The sequence below is a fragment of the Streptomyces sp. NPDC051218 genome, from assembly GCF_044455475.1.
Taxonomy (GTDB): domain Bacteria; phylum Actinomycetota; class Actinomycetes; order Streptomycetales; family Streptomycetaceae; genus Streptomyces.
On record NZ_JBITEU010000007.1, the window covers coordinates 369,145 to 384,899 of the forward strand.

Below are 15,755 nucleotides of genomic sequence, written 5' to 3' on the forward strand. Positions count from 1 at the left end.
GAGAACACTGTGGACGATTCCGGCCTCAAGGCACTTCTCGAGGACCTTCCCGTGTTCTGGTGGGAGGTCGACGAGCCGTGGCAGGTGCTGGAGAGAGGAGGTGGCGCCTTCGCTGACACCGGCACGGCGCAGCGCTTCCTGGAACGGCTGCAGGAAGAACGTTCGACCCCGGGTCGCCCGCCCGAGGATGGCCGCTGGCAGGCCCGGTTCGACGGCCGCACCTTCGACGTGAGCTGGCCCCTGGACGAGAACCGCGCCCACAGCCCCACGCGTGGCCTCGCCGTGGAGGTCGACGCACACCCCGAAGTCCCGCGCCGGTACGCGGCCTTCGCCGACCTCATCGACCGCGCCCCGGCCGCCGCCTTCATCCGGGACCGGGACGGACGCTACCTGTGGGCCAACCATGCCTATGCGCACCTTTACGGCACCACTGCAAAGGAACTCGCCGGCAAGTGCATCGAGGACTTCGACGCCCCCGCCGACGCCGTCCAGTTCCGCGCCCTCGACCAGGAGATCCTCACCCGGGGTACGCAGGTGCGCCACACCCTCGGCTACCGCCGGCCGGACGGCAGCGCCGGTCAGGCCGTCGGCCACCGTTTCCCCGTGCGCGAGAACACGCAGACCTGCGTCGCCGGAATCTACGTGGACATCACGGACCACCTCCGTGCCATGGTCCAACGGCAAAAGGCGGAGGAGAACCTACAGGCGCTGCGCGACCACAGCGGCCTGCCCTGCGCACTGCTCTCCGCCGATGGACGGGTGATCGAGGCGAGCGCGGCGGCCGCCGACCTGTTTCACCTCGGCCTGCCCGACCTGGTGGGCCGCCGCGCGCACACGTTGCTCGCCCCCGCCTCCGCCCTCGACCTCGACCGGCTGCACCGCAGATGGAACGGTCTGATAGCGCGCCGCACCAGACGGATGGAGACATCCGCCGTACTCGTCGACAGTCAGGGGCGACAACGCCGCGCGCAGCTCCACCTGACGACCGTCGGCCATTCCGCTGCCCGTGCCCGGCACGTCTGGGCGGTCATCACCCACCAGAGCCTTGCCCACGAGGCCCATCCGCCGCTCACCGCCGCGCAGGTCCGCATCCTGTCCCTCCTGGCGGAGGGCAGCAGCAACAGCGACATCGCCACCTCGCTGAAGCTGTCCCGGCAGACGGTCGACTACCACCTCAGCCGCCTGCGACAGGCCCTGGGAGCCGCCACCCGCCCCGCCCTGGTCGCCCGCGCCTACGTCCTGGGTATCCTCGCCCCCCGCGCCTGGCCCCCACGCTCTGCCACGGCGGCCCACCCGCTCAGTACCGTCTGACCGGCGGGTGGGGCCGAGGGGCGTGATCGATGAGTTTGGGCGGCGGATCGGGTCTGCCCTGACATGACTCGAATCATCGCTGTCAGCGCCAATGAGATCGCCTTGGGCATCGAGTCGTTCGGTGACGACGGCGCGCCACTCGTTCTGCTCGCGGGCGGCACGACCATGCTCTCCTGGCCCGACGCACTGTGCGAGCGGCTCGCCGCCGGCGGGCGGCGTGTGGTGCGCTACGACCTGCGCGACAGCGGAGAGTCGACGACGGCGGATCCGGAGGCGCCCGCCTACACCCTGCGCGGCCTCGCCGCCGACGCGGCGGCGCTTGCCGACGCGCTCGGCGGGGGACCCGCGCACCTCGCTGGGATCGGCGTCGGCGGGATGGTCGCCCAGGTGGCCGCGCTCGACCACCCGGGCACCTTCTCGGCGCTCACCCTGGTCGGCACCCGCGCGGTTGCCCCCGGCCCGCCCGATGACGACCTCCCCGATCACGACCAGGCGACGATGAGCCGGCTGTTCGCGCGCCCGATGCCCGACTGGAACGACCGCGAGGCGGTCGCGGAGTTCGCCGCCGGCGGCGCAGAGATCCTTGGTGACGACCCCGCCGCCGCGCGGGCGATCGCCGCGCGCATCTGGGACCGCACGCCGGGCACCGCGGCCCCGGTGCACATGGCCAACCAGCTGGGCATGGTGTTCTCCAGGCTCGATTGCACACCCCGCTGGCGCGAGCGCCTGCCCGAGCTCGACATCCCCACGCTCGTCGTGCACGGCAGCCGCGACAGCTTCTTCCCCGTAGGCAACGGCGAGGCGATCGCACGCGAGATCCCCGGGGCACGGCTGCTCATCCTCAAGGAGGCCGCTACCGCGATCCCCGACACGGCGGTCGGCGAGGTCACCGAGGCGATGCTCACGCTCGGATAGAGGCCGGAGGGTCCGTCCGCGCGCTCGATGCCGGGGCTCTTGGCCAAGAGCCGATACGGGGCGGCGTGCGTGGGCCCAGGGTCCTATTCCGACGCACCGCGCCGTGACCCCGGGGGCTTCACGGACTCCCTGGTGTACGCGGGAAATGCGAATGCACCTGCTACCAGGGCCAGTTGGCATGACACACTCTTCAGCGCCAGCCACTCGCCCGTCACCCTGCGACGATGGAGTCCGCCCATGACGGCACCCTCCCCTCACCCCCACATCGACACCAGCCAGGCGCACCCCGCACGGGTCTACGACTGGCTGCTCGGGGGCAAGGACAACTACCCGGTCGACGAGGCAGTGGGGGAGAAGCTGCCGCCCGAGGTGCGCATCGGGGCCGTGCAGAACCACGCGTTCATGCAGCGGGCCGCCGCCCATCTCGCGGGGCTGGGCGTCGACCAGTTCCTCGACATCGGCGCCGGTATCCCCACCGCGCCCAATCTGCACCAGATCGTGCAGCGCACCGCCCCGTCGGCGAAGGTCGTCTACACCGACAACGACCCCATCGTGCTGCGCCACGCGGAGGCCCTGCTGGTCAGCAGCCCCGAAGGGGCGACCGACTACATCCAGGCCGATGTGCGCGAGCCGGAAGTGATCCTCGAACACGCCCGTACCGTCCTGGACTTCGGCCGACCCATCGGTCTTTCGCTGATCGCGCTGATGCACTTCGTCTCGGACGAGGAGGACCCGTACGGCATCGTCGCCACGCTCGTCTCGGCCTTGCCGTCAGGCAGTCACTTGGTGCTCTCCCACGCCTCCAACGACATCTTCCCCGAGGTGGCGGAGCAGGCGACCGAGCAGTACGCGAGGAGCGGCATGACGCTCGCGCTCCGCTCCCGCGAGGAGACGGCCCGCTTCATCGAGGGCCTGGAGCCCGTCGAACCCGGCCTGGTGACGGCCCCCGAGTGGTTCCGCGTGCAGCCCGCGCCGCGGCCCGAACCGAGCGGGATGTACGCGGTGGTGGCCAGGGTGCCTTGACCTTCCTGGAGTGGTGCTTTAGGCGGACGCGCCCCTCATTGACCAGCGTGCGGTCGCGCAGAAAGGCCAGTTCGCGCGGGCTGGCCGAGCCTGCGGCCACCGTCTGCTCCATCAGCAGGAGGGCGCGACGCCGGACGTCGAGCTGCCGGTCTGCGTGCTGGGCGACCAGCAGTGCCGCGCGTGCGGCGTCCTCGCCGACCTGATCTGCCGTCGGCCAGCTGTACTCGTCCATGATCTCGCCGAGGCGGTCAGCGTGCCGTGCGGTCAGCCGCCGCCACGCCAACTGCTCGGCGGGAAGCTCGCTGTCGGCGCGGTCGGAGGACTGCTGGTCGGCCGCGGCCATGTCCGTCAGCTCCGCCGTCAGTGCAGCAACATCGTGCGCCACTCTCAACTCCTGGGTCAGATCCCACCGGGGCCGGGCAAGGGGGCGTATGCCTGCGCCCAGTAGGTCACTTGGACTCGAGTCGTCCCAGTGGGTGGCCGTTGGTGAGAACGCTCTGGGCTTGTTCCCAGTGGCTGTGGTCGGTCCCGGTGACGTGGCGCATGTAGGCGAGGGTGACCTGTTGGACGAGTGCGACGCGGCCGGGATCGGCGTCGGTGGTCTCCGCCGCCTGATAGCCGGAGATACCGCCGAGAAAATGCTCGCCGCCGTGGACGGTGAGAAGGCTCTTGCTGCCCCGGCTGAGGGTGTAGGGATCGGTGGTCCAGGCCGGTCCCCGCGTGGAGAGCGGGAGGTCGTCCGCGTCACCGGCGACGACGAGTCCGGGTGCCGTGATGTGGGAAAAGTCCTGATCTCGTAGCCAGGGAAGATTCTTGTGGGCGAAGGGGGTCAGTTCATCTCCGCCCTTGCCGGCGGTGGCCAGCTGGATGCTGGCCATGATCCGGGAGTCCGAAAGGTCTTCGGCGGTGCCGGTGTGCGGGTCCTTGACGCGCAGTCCCACCAGGATGCCGGCGGTCTGGCCGCCGAAGGAGTGCCCGGCCGCCACTACACGGCTGTGGTCGGCCCGACCGGCCAGGCCCGGCACGGATTCCTCCAGAGTCCCTAGCTCGTCCAGGATGAGCTGCATGTCCTGCACCCGGTGGCGCCACATCCGGGGCCTGCGGGGATCGTCCGCGGCCATGCCGAGCCGCTTGGAGTCCAGGTGGGTGGCCTGAACGACCACGAAGCCGCGGGAGGCCCAGTGGTCGACCAGCGGCGCGTAGCCGTCCAGGTCGGAGCCGAACCCGTGGGCGAACAACACGACTGGCAGGGCGGCGCCGGTGACTGGGGCGGAGACGCGTACGTGGAGGTCCTCACCGCGCTGCGGTGCGCGCAGCACGAGAGGTTTGACCGTCACGGTCGCGGTGGGCTCGGGTCCGGTGAGACCGGTTTTCTGGGGAGTGGTCATGCGCGTGCCTTTCACGTGGACTGCGAGGTCAGGTTGTTTTGGACGACAGCCGGGAGCCGCCCACCGGCAGAGGCTTGGCGGTGGGTACGTCGGCTACGCTAAAACTTGACGTCGACGTCAGAGGCAAGTGAAGTGCCCACGTCACGGGAATCCGGAGCAGGCAATGCGCATTGGAGAACTCGCCCTCCGTACGGGCGTCAGCACCCGGGCCCTGCGGTACTACGAGGAGCAGAACCTGCTCGCCGCCGAACGCAGCGCCAGCGGCCAGCGGCACTATGCGGAAGCCGCCGTCGAACAGATCCGCCTGATCCGGCAGCTGTACGCCGCGGGACTGTCCAGCAAGACAATCGCCGAGCTCACGCCCTGCGTCATCGACGGCAAGGCCACGCCCGAGCTTCTCCAGCGCTTGACCGCCGAGCGCGACCACCTCGACCAGCACATCGCGGATCTCACCCACACCCGGGAGCGGCTCGACTCCGTCATCGCCGGAGCCTCCTCCAACATGCGCACCGGCACCGCGTGCCGGGGAGACTCCACCCCCTGATGTCCTGTGCCGGAGTGGCCTCGCAACGGGATTTTTCGGGACGTATTAGATTCGGGGCGTGACAAGGCGCTACGGCGCTCCGGTCCTCTTCCCCTCCGACTCTGTGAGGCAGCACCCCATGAGCACCGTCGCGTCCGTCACCGCCATGGCCTCGGTCAAGGTCGACGTGGAGGGCGGCGCGCTCACCGCGGCCATCACCAAGGACGCCGTCGCCGACCTGAACCTGGCCGCAGGCTCCTCGGTCGTCGCCCTGATCAAGTCGACCGAGGTCTCCCTGGCTACTGCCTGATCTGCGCGCACGCCCTACAGCGTGAGTCGCTTTCAGACGTCAGGCGCCGTCGCCGTCAGCCTTGTCGGACACGGTCGCGCTGACCGGTGTGCCCGCCTCGATGGTGCGGCTGACCGTGCAGAGCCGGTCGTGCGAAGTCTTCACGGCCCGCGGCAGGATCGTGCGGGCGCGCTCCCCTGACGGCCCGTCCGGGAACGCGACGGAGAAGGCGACCTCGAGGTCCGACATCCGGTTGCCGCTCTCGTCCTCGACCTTGTTGCCGGTCACGGTGACGGAGAACGTGGTTGGTTCCTCGTGACGGCTCGTGGCGACCTCCACGTCGGCTGCGGTACAGCCGCCGATCGCCGCGAGGAACAACTCCACCGGCGTGAAGTCGGTCCCCTCGCCGGTGCCGAAGCTCAGCGTGCCCCCGCGGGCATTGGTCACGGTGAACCGGCCCGGGCCGGCCCGCTCGATGGTGACAGAACGCAGCGCATTGTCAGTCATGGCGACGACAGTACTGTCACGTCCCGCGGGCCGTCCTTCTGCCGCGCCTGCCCGTCTCCCGAACCGGCGGTGGGGGGAGGCCATGAGTCACGGGCAGATGCGTCAGGCCCGGCAGGACACGTCGTGCAGCGGCAGTGTGCCGCTGCTCAGATAGGCGTTGATCTGCGTGTCCGCGCACGAGTTGCCGTACTCGCCATAGATCCCGTGTTGCTTGGCGCCGGGCAGGGTCACCAGGCGGGAGCGGGCCCACCGTTCACGTACCTGCCGTGCGTTGGCGTAAGTGGTACGCGTGTCGCCGGTGGCGTTGACCAACAGGGCTGGGACGTCGTTGTCGACGATGGTCGGTGCTTCCGCAGGGCGGTCCCAGAACTCGCACGCTGTGATGTTGTACGACAGTGGCGCGGCGAAGGGGTGTTTCTTCCGGCCGGCCTGGATGTCGCGCCAGTAGGTCTGGATTCCGCGTTGCGTCGCGACATCTCCGCACAGGATGGCGGCCTGCACGCTGCCCTGCTGCGAACCGGCCTTGGTGGTCATGGCTGCCAGCAGCTCGGACAACCCCGGTCCGGGCTCGGCCGGTTGGCGGTCGGCGGCACGCGCGAGCGTTCGGGTCGCGGTGGCCAGGTCGGCCCGAGGCTTGTCGAGGTCGCTGCCCAGGCCGCTGAAGTAGACCAGGGGAACGAAGTGTTCGTCGACCCGGAAGTCGCCGACCCGTAGGGGCTTTTCGGCCGCGGACTGCTGGATCCGGCGCACGGTGGCCAGCACAGCGTCGGCGGTGCGGCCCAGGGCGTAGGTGTCGTGCCGGGCGGCGGTCCAGGCTGCCCAGGCGCGCAGTGCCCGTTCGTTGGCCCCCGTGGAGTCGGTGAGGAGTGTCTGGGTGTATCGGGTCGGGTCGATGATACCGTCCAGGACCATGCGGTCGGTGCGGCCGGGGAACAGCTCGGTGTAGACCTGTCCGAGGTAGGTGCCGTACGAATAGCCGAGGTAGGAGATCCGCTGCGCGCCCAGCGCGGCCCGGACGATGTCCATGTCCCGGGCGGTATTGCGGGTACTGACATAGGGCAGCACATCTGCGTTCGTCTCTCGGCACCGCTTCGCCAGGTTGCGCTGACGGGCGACCGAGTGCTTGAACCCGGCCAGGCCCTTGCCGGCCGAGAAGACCGTGGAACCGACGTCCCAGCCACAGTCCAGCGGCGTGGAGCGGCCGACGAAGCGCGGGTCCAGGCCGATGAGGTCGTACTTCTTCGCCACCTCTCCCATGGCCGCGCCGACGGTGAGCGGCATGTCGAGACTCGGCCCGCCGGGGCCGCCGTTGTTGAGCAGCAGCGGGCCAACTCGGTGTGCTGGATCGGCGGCGCGGAGCCGGGATATGGCGACGGTCAGGGTCCGGCCGCCGGGGTCGGTGTAGTCGAGCGGCACGGTGAGGTCGGCACACTGGGCGCCCGCGTCATCGAGCTTCTGTCCGGTGGGGTCGTCGGGGCCCAGCGCGCAGTTGTGCCAGTCGATGTCCTGGGACTGGTATCGCCCGAGCCCCGACGGCTTCGGGTCCGCGTGCGAGGCTGTGACGGGTGACGCCCCTGCTGTCACGGCCAGCATGACGACACCGACAACGGCCGCTTGCCCACCTCTGGTCATCTGCATACACGGCACGCTAGGGGCGCGATCGCCCGGTATCGCTGTGGCCATCCCCCGAGTTGTGCATAGGGGTAGCCCTACTGCGGGGGGAGTGGCTCGGGTCTGTCTCCGGCGCCGGAGTGGATCGTGCGCGGCCGGGTCGACAATGCAGCCGGATGGCTCTGTGCGGTCGGCCTGGAGGGTGATGTGGGATGGCCACATCGAGGAGTGCCGGCCAGCGCCCAGGTCTCAACCTCAGCTCTAGCCTCAGCCTTGGCCCGGGAGGGCGCGGTGAGCTACGGCATGCGGGTGGGCAGCCCCGCGTTGGTGCGGCGGGGCTGCCCGGTGGTGTCAGTGCTGGTGGTTGCGGCCCCAGGACTCGCGGTCCAGAACGTGTCCGTGAGCGTTGCGGAGCGTGGCGGTGTCGTGGTTGTTGTCCCAGACGTGGTCGCGGCGGTCCTGGTACACGTGGTGGCGCATGTCGCGTCCGTGGCCCGTGTGGACCTTGACGCTGGAGTGGCCCTTCAGGCGCAGGCGGTCGAAGCGGTAGCGGTTGCCCTGCTTGTCGGTCAGCGTGAAGCCGCGCAGCTGTACTGCGTGCCGGGAGTTGTTCTTCACTACCACCCACTCGCCGTTGAGGCTGCGGTTGGAGTGGTTGTCGGGGCCGGGACTGTTGTACTGGATCTTGCCGATGACGACAGCAGAGCGGTGTCGTTCCCCGTGGCCGTCGGCAGCGGCCGGCAGAGCGCCGGCGCCCAGGACGACGCCGGATGCCAGGATCGTGGCGGCGATACGACGGATGTCACGTGCAGTGGACATGAGTGCCCCTCAAGTACATGTCCCTCGCCCCGGTGTGCGCGACGGTGGACGATGCGATGTCCCCGGCGTGCTGCCGGGTGCCCACAGCGTGGGGCCGCTGCGGGCCCGCGCGGGGTTCAACTGGAGGGTGTTACCAGATGCGGACATTCAAGCAATACTCGCCTGTATCCGTCACAGACCCTGATGAACCGTTTTTCCACGAGTTGCTGCATATGGCAACGACCCTTTGAATGCTGAACAACAAGCGGTTGCCCTCGTCCGTCCCACTCCCTGCGCCCTCTTCTCCAGGAGGTCGGATTTCGGTAACAGGCGCCCGCTCCGCCACTTCGTACAAGGGCGTCAGTGCCGTTCTGGCATGCGATTACCTCGCGGAGAGAGATCATGCTCGTAGGGCATGGCACCGGTGGGTCAAGGTTTACCGTCGGTGGGAGCGCCGCCTTTCCCGATGTGTGAGGTGCTTGGTGAGTCGGTTGCTGGATTCCTGCGACACGACTGTGTCGGCGAGTTATCGGCTGTTCGGGCTGGTCGACACGAGCATGGGGGCGGAAACGTCACTCCTGGGGGCGCTTGGTCTCAGCTGCCCGTGCCCGCGCCCGGGCCCGTGCCCATGTCCACGGCGCGCCGAGCCAGTTCGTCGATCAGCTTGTCGACGGAGTGCGGTGCGAGCAGGTCCGGCACGGTCAGGTCGTCCACGATGAGGCCCGTCATGGCGAGATACATCAGGATGACGCCGGTCCGGTCGCCCGGCAGGCCGCCGTCCAGGTGGAAGCTGATGTTGGCATCGAGCTGGACGGAGAAGAACCGCGCGAGTTCGGCGTGCAGTTCGGGGCGGCGGGTGGCCTCCAGGCGTAGCTCCATCAGAGCGAGCCAACTGCTGCGATCGGCGCGCATGCGGCCGAGGAGCTGCTTGAGCAGGGTGGCGACCAGCTCGACGGAGGGCTTTTCGCTCATGGTGTCGGCGAGTTGGGACTCCTCGGGCGTCAGGCGCTCCTGGATGCGCGTCATGACCTGGGCCAGCAACTCGGCACGGTTGGCGAAGTAGTTGGTGGTGGTGCCCTTGGGGACCTCGGCCTGGGTGTCGACCGCGCGCAGAGTGAGGCCGCGCGAGCCCTCTCGGGCCAGGACCTCGATCGCGCCATCGAGCAGGGCGGCCCGCCGTGCGGGGTTCTGACGCATGGCAATTTCCTTCCGGAAGTCTGTTGACACCACTGCGTGTGCAGTACTACGGTCTAACCACTTCACTCAGAGTACATCACCCAACGTACCAACAATGCTTTCGAGGGAGCTAGATGCGCGATAGCTGAAGCCCCGGCGGAACGCCAACGCGACGCAGCAGACCGAAGCCCCGGATCCGACCACGAGGAGACCCCCATGCGAAAGCTCGTCTACTTCATTGCTGTCAGCCTCGACGGATACATCTCGGGCCCCGACGGCTCCGATCCCACCTCGGGCCCCGACGCCTTCTGGCCGATCGGGCAGGACTACGTCCAGCGCCTCGTCGCCGAGTACCCCGAGACGCTGCCGGGCCCGGCGCGGGACGCGTTCGGGATCAGTGGGGATGGTGCGCACTTCGACACCGTCATCGAGGGGCGCAGGACGTATCAGAACGGTGTGGACGCCGGAATCACCAATGCCTGGCCCCACTTGAGACACCTCGTCTTCACCCGCTCCCTCACCGAGTCCCCCGACCCGGGCGTCGAGCTCGTGGCCACCGACCCCGTGGCCAAGGTGCGCGAGCTCAAGCAGGAGGACGGCAAGGACATCTGGCTGTGCGGAGGTGGCGAGCTGGCCGGGGTGCTCTTCCCGGAGATCGACCAACTGGTCGTCAAGCTCGCACCGATGGCGATCGGCTCGGGGACCCCGCTGTTCGGGCAGAAGCAACCGTTCGACCCGACGTTCTTCACGCTGGCCGACAGCAAGATCATGGAGAGCGGCACCATCTTCCTCACGTACACCAAGAAATGAGTACGCTCACCGTGCTGCGGTGCGCGCAGCACGGTGAGGCTTGACCGTCACGGTCCAGCGATTGCCGTCCGCGGCGCTCGTCCACCGATGGGCGGCGTGACGTGCTTGGAAGCATGCTGGTCTCATGATGACTGTGCTGCTCGTAGCCGACGACGACATGATCAGGTCCTTGCGCCCGCTGATCCATCACGGCCCGCATTACCGTGTCATCTCCCACGCGGCCAGCCCAGCTGTCGCTCTGGCCCAGGCAAGGGTTCTGCTCCCGGACATCGTCATTATCGACACCGCTGTCCCCGGGGCCCCGGCAGAGCTTTCCGCCCTGTTCCAGGAGCTGCGAAGCCTGGACCCTCCCAGCGGGGTCATCTGGCACGTTTCGGCGGAACCCCCTGTCCCGTCGCGTCTGCTCGAAGAAGCCGAAGGCGGTGTGCACACCGTCCATCACGGCGATCAGACCGCCCTGCGCGCCGCCCTGCGCACCATCGGCCTGCGGCGCGCCAGCTGTGACCCGGATCAACCTGGCTAGCAAGCGGGGGCGGTCTCGCCGGACCGCCCCCGCTTGCGTGTGCTCTTCGTTCTTGCTCTGACCCGCTACTCCTTGATCCTGATCACGGTGCGATCGGCGGTGGGCAATCGGTCCGTGACCACGGTCAGTACCCGCTTCGCGGCGTCATATTTCCACGCGGTGCGGTGTCCGTTCACGGTGACTGCGGCCGGGCGATCGGCGTTCACGTACCGCAGGGTCCAGGTGCGCTCCTTCACCCTCTTGTCATACGTGCCGCGCTGCGGGTCGATGGTCACCTTGTTGCCGGCCGTGTGGACCTTCGTGGTGGCGTGCTCGCCCTTGGTGTACTGGGTGCTGTCGCCCGCGTCCTCGTACAGCTGGAACGAGCGGTGGCCGTCCGCGCCGACCGTGAGGGTGAGCCGATCCATGGGGGACTGGTCGGCGTAGTCCTTGAATTCCTGCTGAGCGAGGACGCCGCCCGAGCGGATCAGGACCGGCATCTCGTCGAGCGGCGTGGTGATGTCGACCGACTTCGGCCCGGTGTAGGTCTTGCCGGTGAAGTAGTCCGTCCACGTGCCCGGCGGCACCCACAGCCGCGACTTGCCCCCCGGCTTGGTGACTGGGGCGACCAGGACGTCGTCGCCGAGCGTGTACTGGGTGGCGTTCTCGTACGCACCGTCCTGCTCCGGGTAGTTGAGGTACAGCGGCCGTGCGATGGGGAGGCCGGTCTGCTGTGCCTCGCGGGCCAGGGAGTAGACGTACGGAGTGAGCGCGCCGCGCAGGCGCAGGAACTTGCTCGCGGACTTGCCCGCCGCACCGTCGAACTCCCAGGGCAGGGAAGCCTTTCCGCCGGAGTGCACCCGGTCGATCGGTGAGAAGGCGCCCAGCTGCATCCACCGCGCGTACAGCTCGGGGTTCTTGTCTTCCGGCTCGCCGTGGAAGGAGCCGACGTCGTGGCTGACGTAGGGCAGGCCGACGTTGCCCTCGGCCGAGTTGATCCGCGATGCGAAGCCGAGCGTGTCCCAGGTGGGATAGGAGTCGCCCGTGAAGTGCATCGTGGAGCGGTGATCGGCCCAGGGGCCGGAGGCGTAGCCACCGCCGAGGCGCTGGTAGGAGGCGCCGATACGGGAGAAGGCGAAGCCCCGTTGCCCGGTGGCTTCAGCGGTGTGGGCCGCGTACAGCTGGTTGATGAGGGTGTCGGGGGCGATGCCCTTGCCGGTCGCGGCCGAGGCGTCGCAGCACCAGTCGTTCCACCACAGGCGTACACCCTGCTGGTCGTAGGGGGTGTGCAGGTCGAAGAAGGCCTTGGCCTGGGCCGGGTCCGACCAGTCGAATCCGTAGCAGTCCGCACTCGAATAGCAGGAGATCTTCGGCAGTTTCCCGCCGGCGGTCTCCATCGTCTTCGCGAAGGCGGGGTCGGAGGCGTCGATGGAGGGGTGGGTGTTCAGGGCGATCGGCAGACCGTTGTCCTTGGCCCACTTCATGAAGGCGTCCGGGTCGGGGAACAGGTCCTTGTTCCAGCCGCTCCAGCCGTTCCACCAGCCGGAGCCCTTGTAGTCGGTGTCGACGACCAGGGCGTCCAGCGGCACCTTGCTCGAACGGAACTTCTCGAGGATCTTTTTGTAGTCCTCGAAGGAGTAGTCCTTCCAGCGCGAGAACCACACGCCGAACGCCCAGCGCGGCAGCAGCGGCGCGGGGCCGGTCAGGGCTCGCAGATCGCGCAGGCCCTGTTTGTAGTCGTGGCCGTAGCCGAAGAGATAGCCGTCCTGGTACGCGTCTTCGGACCGGTCGGGTCGGGGCGTGGGCTGCTTTCCGTCGCCGTTGGTGAGGGCGGTGGCGGAGTCGTCGAGGAGATACCAGCCGTCGCGGGAGAGCACCCCGTCGTTCAACTGGTAGGGCGCGGCAGGGGTGTTGTCCAGGCCGCGGGTCCAGCCGCCCAGGTTGGCGGTGTTGCCTTGGGTGGCGGGCGTGGGGAAGGCGGTGTCCGCGGACTTGGTCAGGGCGAAGGCGTCGATGTTGGCCTTGCCGGTGTCACCGTCGCGCTGGGCCAGGGTGATGTCGGCGAGGCCACGCTTGAGCTTTACCGTGACAGGCTTCGAGACCTGGTACTTGTCCCAGTCGCCGGTCGGTTCAAGGCTGACGCGCTTACGCTCGTCGCCGGTCTCGACGGACACCGTGCGGTCGGTCGACCCGCCGTCGGAGGCCTTGGCGTTGGAGTAGCGCAGACGCAGCGTGTACGTCCCATCCGCGGGCACGCCGCGCACCCGCAGCTTGGCTGCCGCACCTTCCTTCTCGTAGCCGGACACGACGCCACGGCCGTACGCATGGGTGGTGTGCCCGGGGAACGACCACTTGGCCCCACCCTTCGTGGTCCCGTACTCGGCGTCGCACACCGCGCCGAAGGCACAGGTAGAGGTGGATTCGCCGAACTGCGGGTGGCCGGTGGTGAGTTCGGCGCCCGCCTTGAGGCGGACCTCGGTGTTGTCCTGGGTGAAAGGACCGGAACCGAGCCGGTAGCGCAGCGTCAGTCCGCCGGTACGGATCACCCGGTGGCCGTTCTCGACCTTCGACGAGTACGGCGGCGGGTCGAAGTCGCGCTGGACGGCGTTGACCGTCGCCCGGTCCTCGAAGCGGCCGTCCTTCGCGTACTCCATCCGTATCAGGGTGGGGGTGAGCACCTGGAAGCGGACCGGGCCGTCCAGCACCGCGCCCTTGGCAGCCTGCCGCTGAGCCGCGCTCGCCTCCGCGGTCAGCGCCTGCGCGCCCGTCGTCGCCGCCAGTGCGACCAGCGCGCCGATGGCAAGGACGGCCGTGGCCGTGCGTGCCGCCGCGCTGGTGCCGTGCCTGCTGCCTGGCCTGTCTCTGTGCCTTCGCATGCCGCGTGGGTCTCCTAGCGATCGTGGCTACGGGGGGTGTGAGTGGGGTGCTCGGCCCCCGCCTGCTCGGGGGGTCTGGGTCTGCCCCGGTCCCGCACCGGCGGCTTTACCGGCGCCTTGTGCGGGACCGGGGAGCGCCTGCGGGCGCTCGGGGTGGGCCCTCGGTGTCAGTTCTTCTTGAGCGTCAGGATCTGCTCGGCCGCGGTCCTGCCATCACCGACCGGGCTTCCGGTGCCATCGGTCCAGGCCCGGGTGGGCGTGGTCTCGGCGAGCCTGCTCGTGTCCGACGACATGCCGATGACCAGGCCGCTGTAGCGGTTGACCAGGTGGAAGGTTCCTGTGGACCGGCCGTCGGTGGTCTTGCCGGGAACGACGAACCACTGCTGGCCCACGCCGGGCTTGGCGCCGGGCGCGCCGGTCACGGTCGGCTTGGCGGCCCAGGCACGGCCGGCATCCTTGGTGGAGTCGACGCCGAGCAGCTTCTTGGTGGCGGAGTTGGCGATGCGGTACGAGCCGTCCCCGTTCGGGGTGAACACCCACCGGCTGCGAGTGGATCCGTCGTCCGCGGGCCGGGATGTGGTCGCGCCGTTCTTGCCGGTCTGGGCCAGAACGCGTCCGTTGCCGTTGCTGATGGTGTACGCGGCTCCGGCGGTGACGGGGGAGGCGGGGGCGCTGGTCCCGATGGTGGTGTCGTAGTACTCGCCGTCGGCGTTGTTCGAGCAGAAGAACGAGCAGTAGCTGCGGAAGGTCTTGCCGACGATCGTGGAACCGGTCTTGCTCACCGGGTCCAGCATCCAGCGGTACCAGGACCCCGACTTGTAGTCGCCCGAGTCACCGACGAGCTTCCACTTCTGGGTGGCGAGGTTGTCGGTGACGTAGAAGCGCTGCGGCTGTGTGGCGTCCTGCTTGATGGGCTCGGGTTCGCCGACGTACAGGCCCAGATGGGCGTTGTAGGCGATGTTCATCGTCAACAGGTCGGACTTGGCGGGCAGCTCACCGGCCGCTTGCTGCTCGGCTATGGTGCCGTCGTTGGCCGGGTCGTAGTCGTGCTCGACGGGTGTGTAACCCGTGCTGTTGTCGGCGTCGACCGGTTCCATGTTGGATTCCAGGCCGCCGATGCCGGGCTGGGACCAGGAGCCGTCGTACCACTTCTTCCAGGAACCGGGCTTCAGCTTGCCGGACATGGGTGCACGTGCGACATGGGCCCGGCTGGCGTCCGTCCAGCCGCCCGGGACACCGCCCTTGGGGATGGCGCGGGAGTTGTAGTAGACGTAGAAGTAGCCGGAGGCGGTGTCCACGAAGAGCCGCGGGTCGCCGTTGCCGTAGTGGTACAGGTCGTTGGGGAAGGCCGCGTCGTCGCCCCGCTTGGTGCTGTAGGGCGAGGTGAGGACGTGGTCCTTGATGTCCCAGGTCTTGCCCTGGTTCGTGGAGACCGCGTAGTCGATCGCGTCGTAGTGCAGGCCGTCACCGAAGGGTGAGGGGGTGAACTCGTTGTGCACCAGGCCGTACCAGTCGCCGGTGTCCGGGTCCACCCACACGCCCATCAGGTCGCAGAAGTTCTTCTGCGAGTAGTGCGAGGTGTCGGGGGCGTACGTGGCCTCACGGCCGGTGGGGCTGTTGTTGCACCGCCAGGTGGTGTCGTTGTTCTTGTCCTTGGAGTTGGCGGGATTCACCGCGTCGCTGAGGGCGGCGTCACGCGTCGCGCTGTCGAAGTCCTTGCCGCGGTAGAACGACCAGGTGCGGCTGTCGTCCGCGCCGTACAGGGCATGGGCCGACTGGTAGTGGAATGAGCCGTCCTTGTCTATGTACGTGCTGGCGGGCGTGTCGTCGGGGTTGTTCCAGGGGCCCTTGGACCCGATGGTGACGCTGTACGTCGGTTCCGCGGAGGCGGTCGCGGAGCCCACGGGGGAGGCCGCGGTTGCCGGTACGGACGCCAAGGTACCGGCCAGCGCCGCGGCCGTCGCCGCGAGTGCGGCGGCGATTTTCGTCCTGGGACGAACGGACACAGGTACTCCTCTCATGCTGG

Annotated in this window: 13 protein-coding genes and 2 pseudogenes; 7 read left to right on the forward strand and 8 right to left on the reverse strand. The window is 68.7% G+C overall.

Going from position 1 to position 15,755, the window contains the following annotated elements; translation table 11 throughout:
- The first annotated feature begins 9 nt into the window (after positions 1 to 9).
- The 3 genes from ACIBCK_RS22970 (at position 10) to ACIBCK_RS22980 (ending at position 3,249) form a co-directional block, all read left to right on the forward strand.
- Positions 10 to 1,311: a PAS domain-containing protein gene (locus tag ACIBCK_RS22970; RefSeq protein ID WP_399392949.1), complete on the forward strand. Its 1,302-nt coding sequence runs from the start codon at positions 10 to 12 to the stop codon at positions 1,309 to 1,311.
- 63 nt (positions 1,312 to 1,374) lie between these two features.
- Positions 1,375 to 2,226 carry an alpha/beta fold hydrolase gene (locus ACIBCK_RS22975; RefSeq protein WP_399392951.1) on the forward strand — a complete coding sequence of 284 codons (852 nt, stop codon included), beginning with the start codon at positions 1,375 to 1,377 and terminating at the stop codon, positions 2,224 to 2,226.
- A gap of 237 nt (positions 2,227 to 2,463) precedes the next feature.
- A complete protein-coding gene (locus ACIBCK_RS22980) occupies positions 2,464 to 3,249 on the forward strand; it encodes an SAM-dependent methyltransferase (RefSeq protein ID WP_399392953.1) in 786 nt (261 codons plus the stop codon).
- 19 nt (positions 3,250 to 3,268) lie between these two features.
- Here ACIBCK_RS22980 and ACIBCK_RS22985 read toward each other — a convergent pair.
- Both ACIBCK_RS22985 and ACIBCK_RS22990 read right to left on the reverse strand, forming a co-directional pair.
- Positions 3,269 to 3,634 (reverse strand): annotated as a pseudogene (locus tag ACIBCK_RS22985) (DUF6624 domain-containing protein); the annotation flags it as partial.
- Positions 3,635 to 3,698: 64 nt separating this feature from the next.
- Positions 3,699 to 4,637, reverse strand: coding sequence for an alpha/beta hydrolase family protein (locus ACIBCK_RS22990; RefSeq protein WP_399392955.1), 939 nt, complete (start codon positions 4,635 to 4,637; stop codon positions 3,699 to 3,701).
- Positions 4,638 to 4,800: 163 nt separating this feature from the next.
- Here ACIBCK_RS22990 and ACIBCK_RS22995 point away from each other — a divergent pair, with 163 nt between their 5' ends.
- Positions 4,801 to 5,181 carry a MerR family transcriptional regulator gene (locus ACIBCK_RS22995; RefSeq protein WP_399392957.1) on the forward strand — a complete coding sequence of 127 codons (381 nt, stop codon included), beginning with the start codon at positions 4,801 to 4,803 and terminating at the stop codon, positions 5,179 to 5,181.
- A 139-nt stretch (positions 5,182 to 5,320) separates the two neighbouring features.
- Positions 5,321 to 5,470 (forward strand): annotated as a pseudogene (locus ACIBCK_RS23000) (TOBE domain-containing protein); the annotation flags it as partial.
- Positions 5,471 to 5,509: 39 nt separating this feature from the next.
- Here the strand turns inward: ACIBCK_RS23000 and ACIBCK_RS23005 are convergent.
- From ACIBCK_RS23005 to ACIBCK_RS23020, 4 genes are all read right to left on the reverse strand, one after another.
- Positions 5,510 to 5,956 carry an OsmC family protein gene (locus ACIBCK_RS23005; RefSeq protein WP_399392959.1) on the reverse strand — a complete coding sequence of 149 codons (447 nt, stop codon included), beginning with the start codon at positions 5,954 to 5,956 and terminating at the stop codon, positions 5,510 to 5,512.
- A 102-nt stretch (positions 5,957 to 6,058) separates the two neighbouring features.
- The gene (locus tag ACIBCK_RS23010; protein WP_399392960.1) at positions 6,059 to 7,594 is read right to left on the reverse strand and encodes an alpha/beta fold hydrolase; all 1,536 of its coding nucleotides are present in this window, start codon (positions 7,592 to 7,594) and stop codon (positions 6,059 to 6,061) included.
- A gap of 324 nt (positions 7,595 to 7,918) precedes the next feature.
- The gene (locus tag ACIBCK_RS23015) at positions 7,919 to 8,386 is read right to left on the reverse strand and encodes a lamin tail domain-containing protein (protein WP_399392962.1); all 468 of its coding nucleotides are present in this window, start codon (positions 8,384 to 8,386) and stop codon (positions 7,919 to 7,921) included.
- Between the two features lie 573 nt (positions 8,387 to 8,959).
- Positions 8,960 to 9,562, reverse strand: coding sequence for a TetR/AcrR family transcriptional regulator (locus ACIBCK_RS23020; RefSeq protein ID WP_399392964.1), 603 nt, complete (start codon positions 9,560 to 9,562; stop codon positions 8,960 to 8,962).
- A 195-nt stretch (positions 9,563 to 9,757) separates the two neighbouring features.
- Here ACIBCK_RS23020 and ACIBCK_RS23025 point away from each other — a divergent pair, with 195 nt between their 5' ends.
- Entirely contained in the window at positions 9,758 to 10,351 is a 594-nt protein-coding gene (locus ACIBCK_RS23025; protein WP_399392966.1) for a dihydrofolate reductase family protein, read from the forward strand.
- A gap of 124 nt (positions 10,352 to 10,475) precedes the next feature.
- Positions 10,476 to 10,874, forward strand: a complete 399-nt coding sequence (locus ACIBCK_RS23030; RefSeq protein WP_399392968.1) for a hypothetical protein — start codon at positions 10,476 to 10,478, stop codon at positions 10,872 to 10,874.
- Between the two features lie 65 nt (positions 10,875 to 10,939).
- Here the strand turns inward: ACIBCK_RS23030 and ACIBCK_RS23035 are convergent, their stop codons facing one another.
- Together ACIBCK_RS23035 and ACIBCK_RS23040 are read right to left on the reverse strand one after the other, a co-directional pair.
- Positions 10,940 to 13,729: a TIM-barrel domain-containing protein gene (locus tag ACIBCK_RS23035; RefSeq protein ID WP_399392969.1), complete on the reverse strand. Its 2,790-nt coding sequence runs from the start codon at positions 13,727 to 13,729 to the stop codon at positions 10,940 to 10,942.
- Positions 13,730 to 13,896: 167 nt separating this feature from the next.
- Positions 13,897 to 15,735 carry an RICIN domain-containing protein gene (locus ACIBCK_RS23040; protein ID WP_399392971.1) on the reverse strand — a complete coding sequence of 613 codons (1,839 nt, stop codon included), beginning with the start codon at positions 15,733 to 15,735 and terminating at the stop codon, positions 13,897 to 13,899.
- Between the last annotated feature and the right edge of the window lie 20 nt (positions 15,736 to 15,755).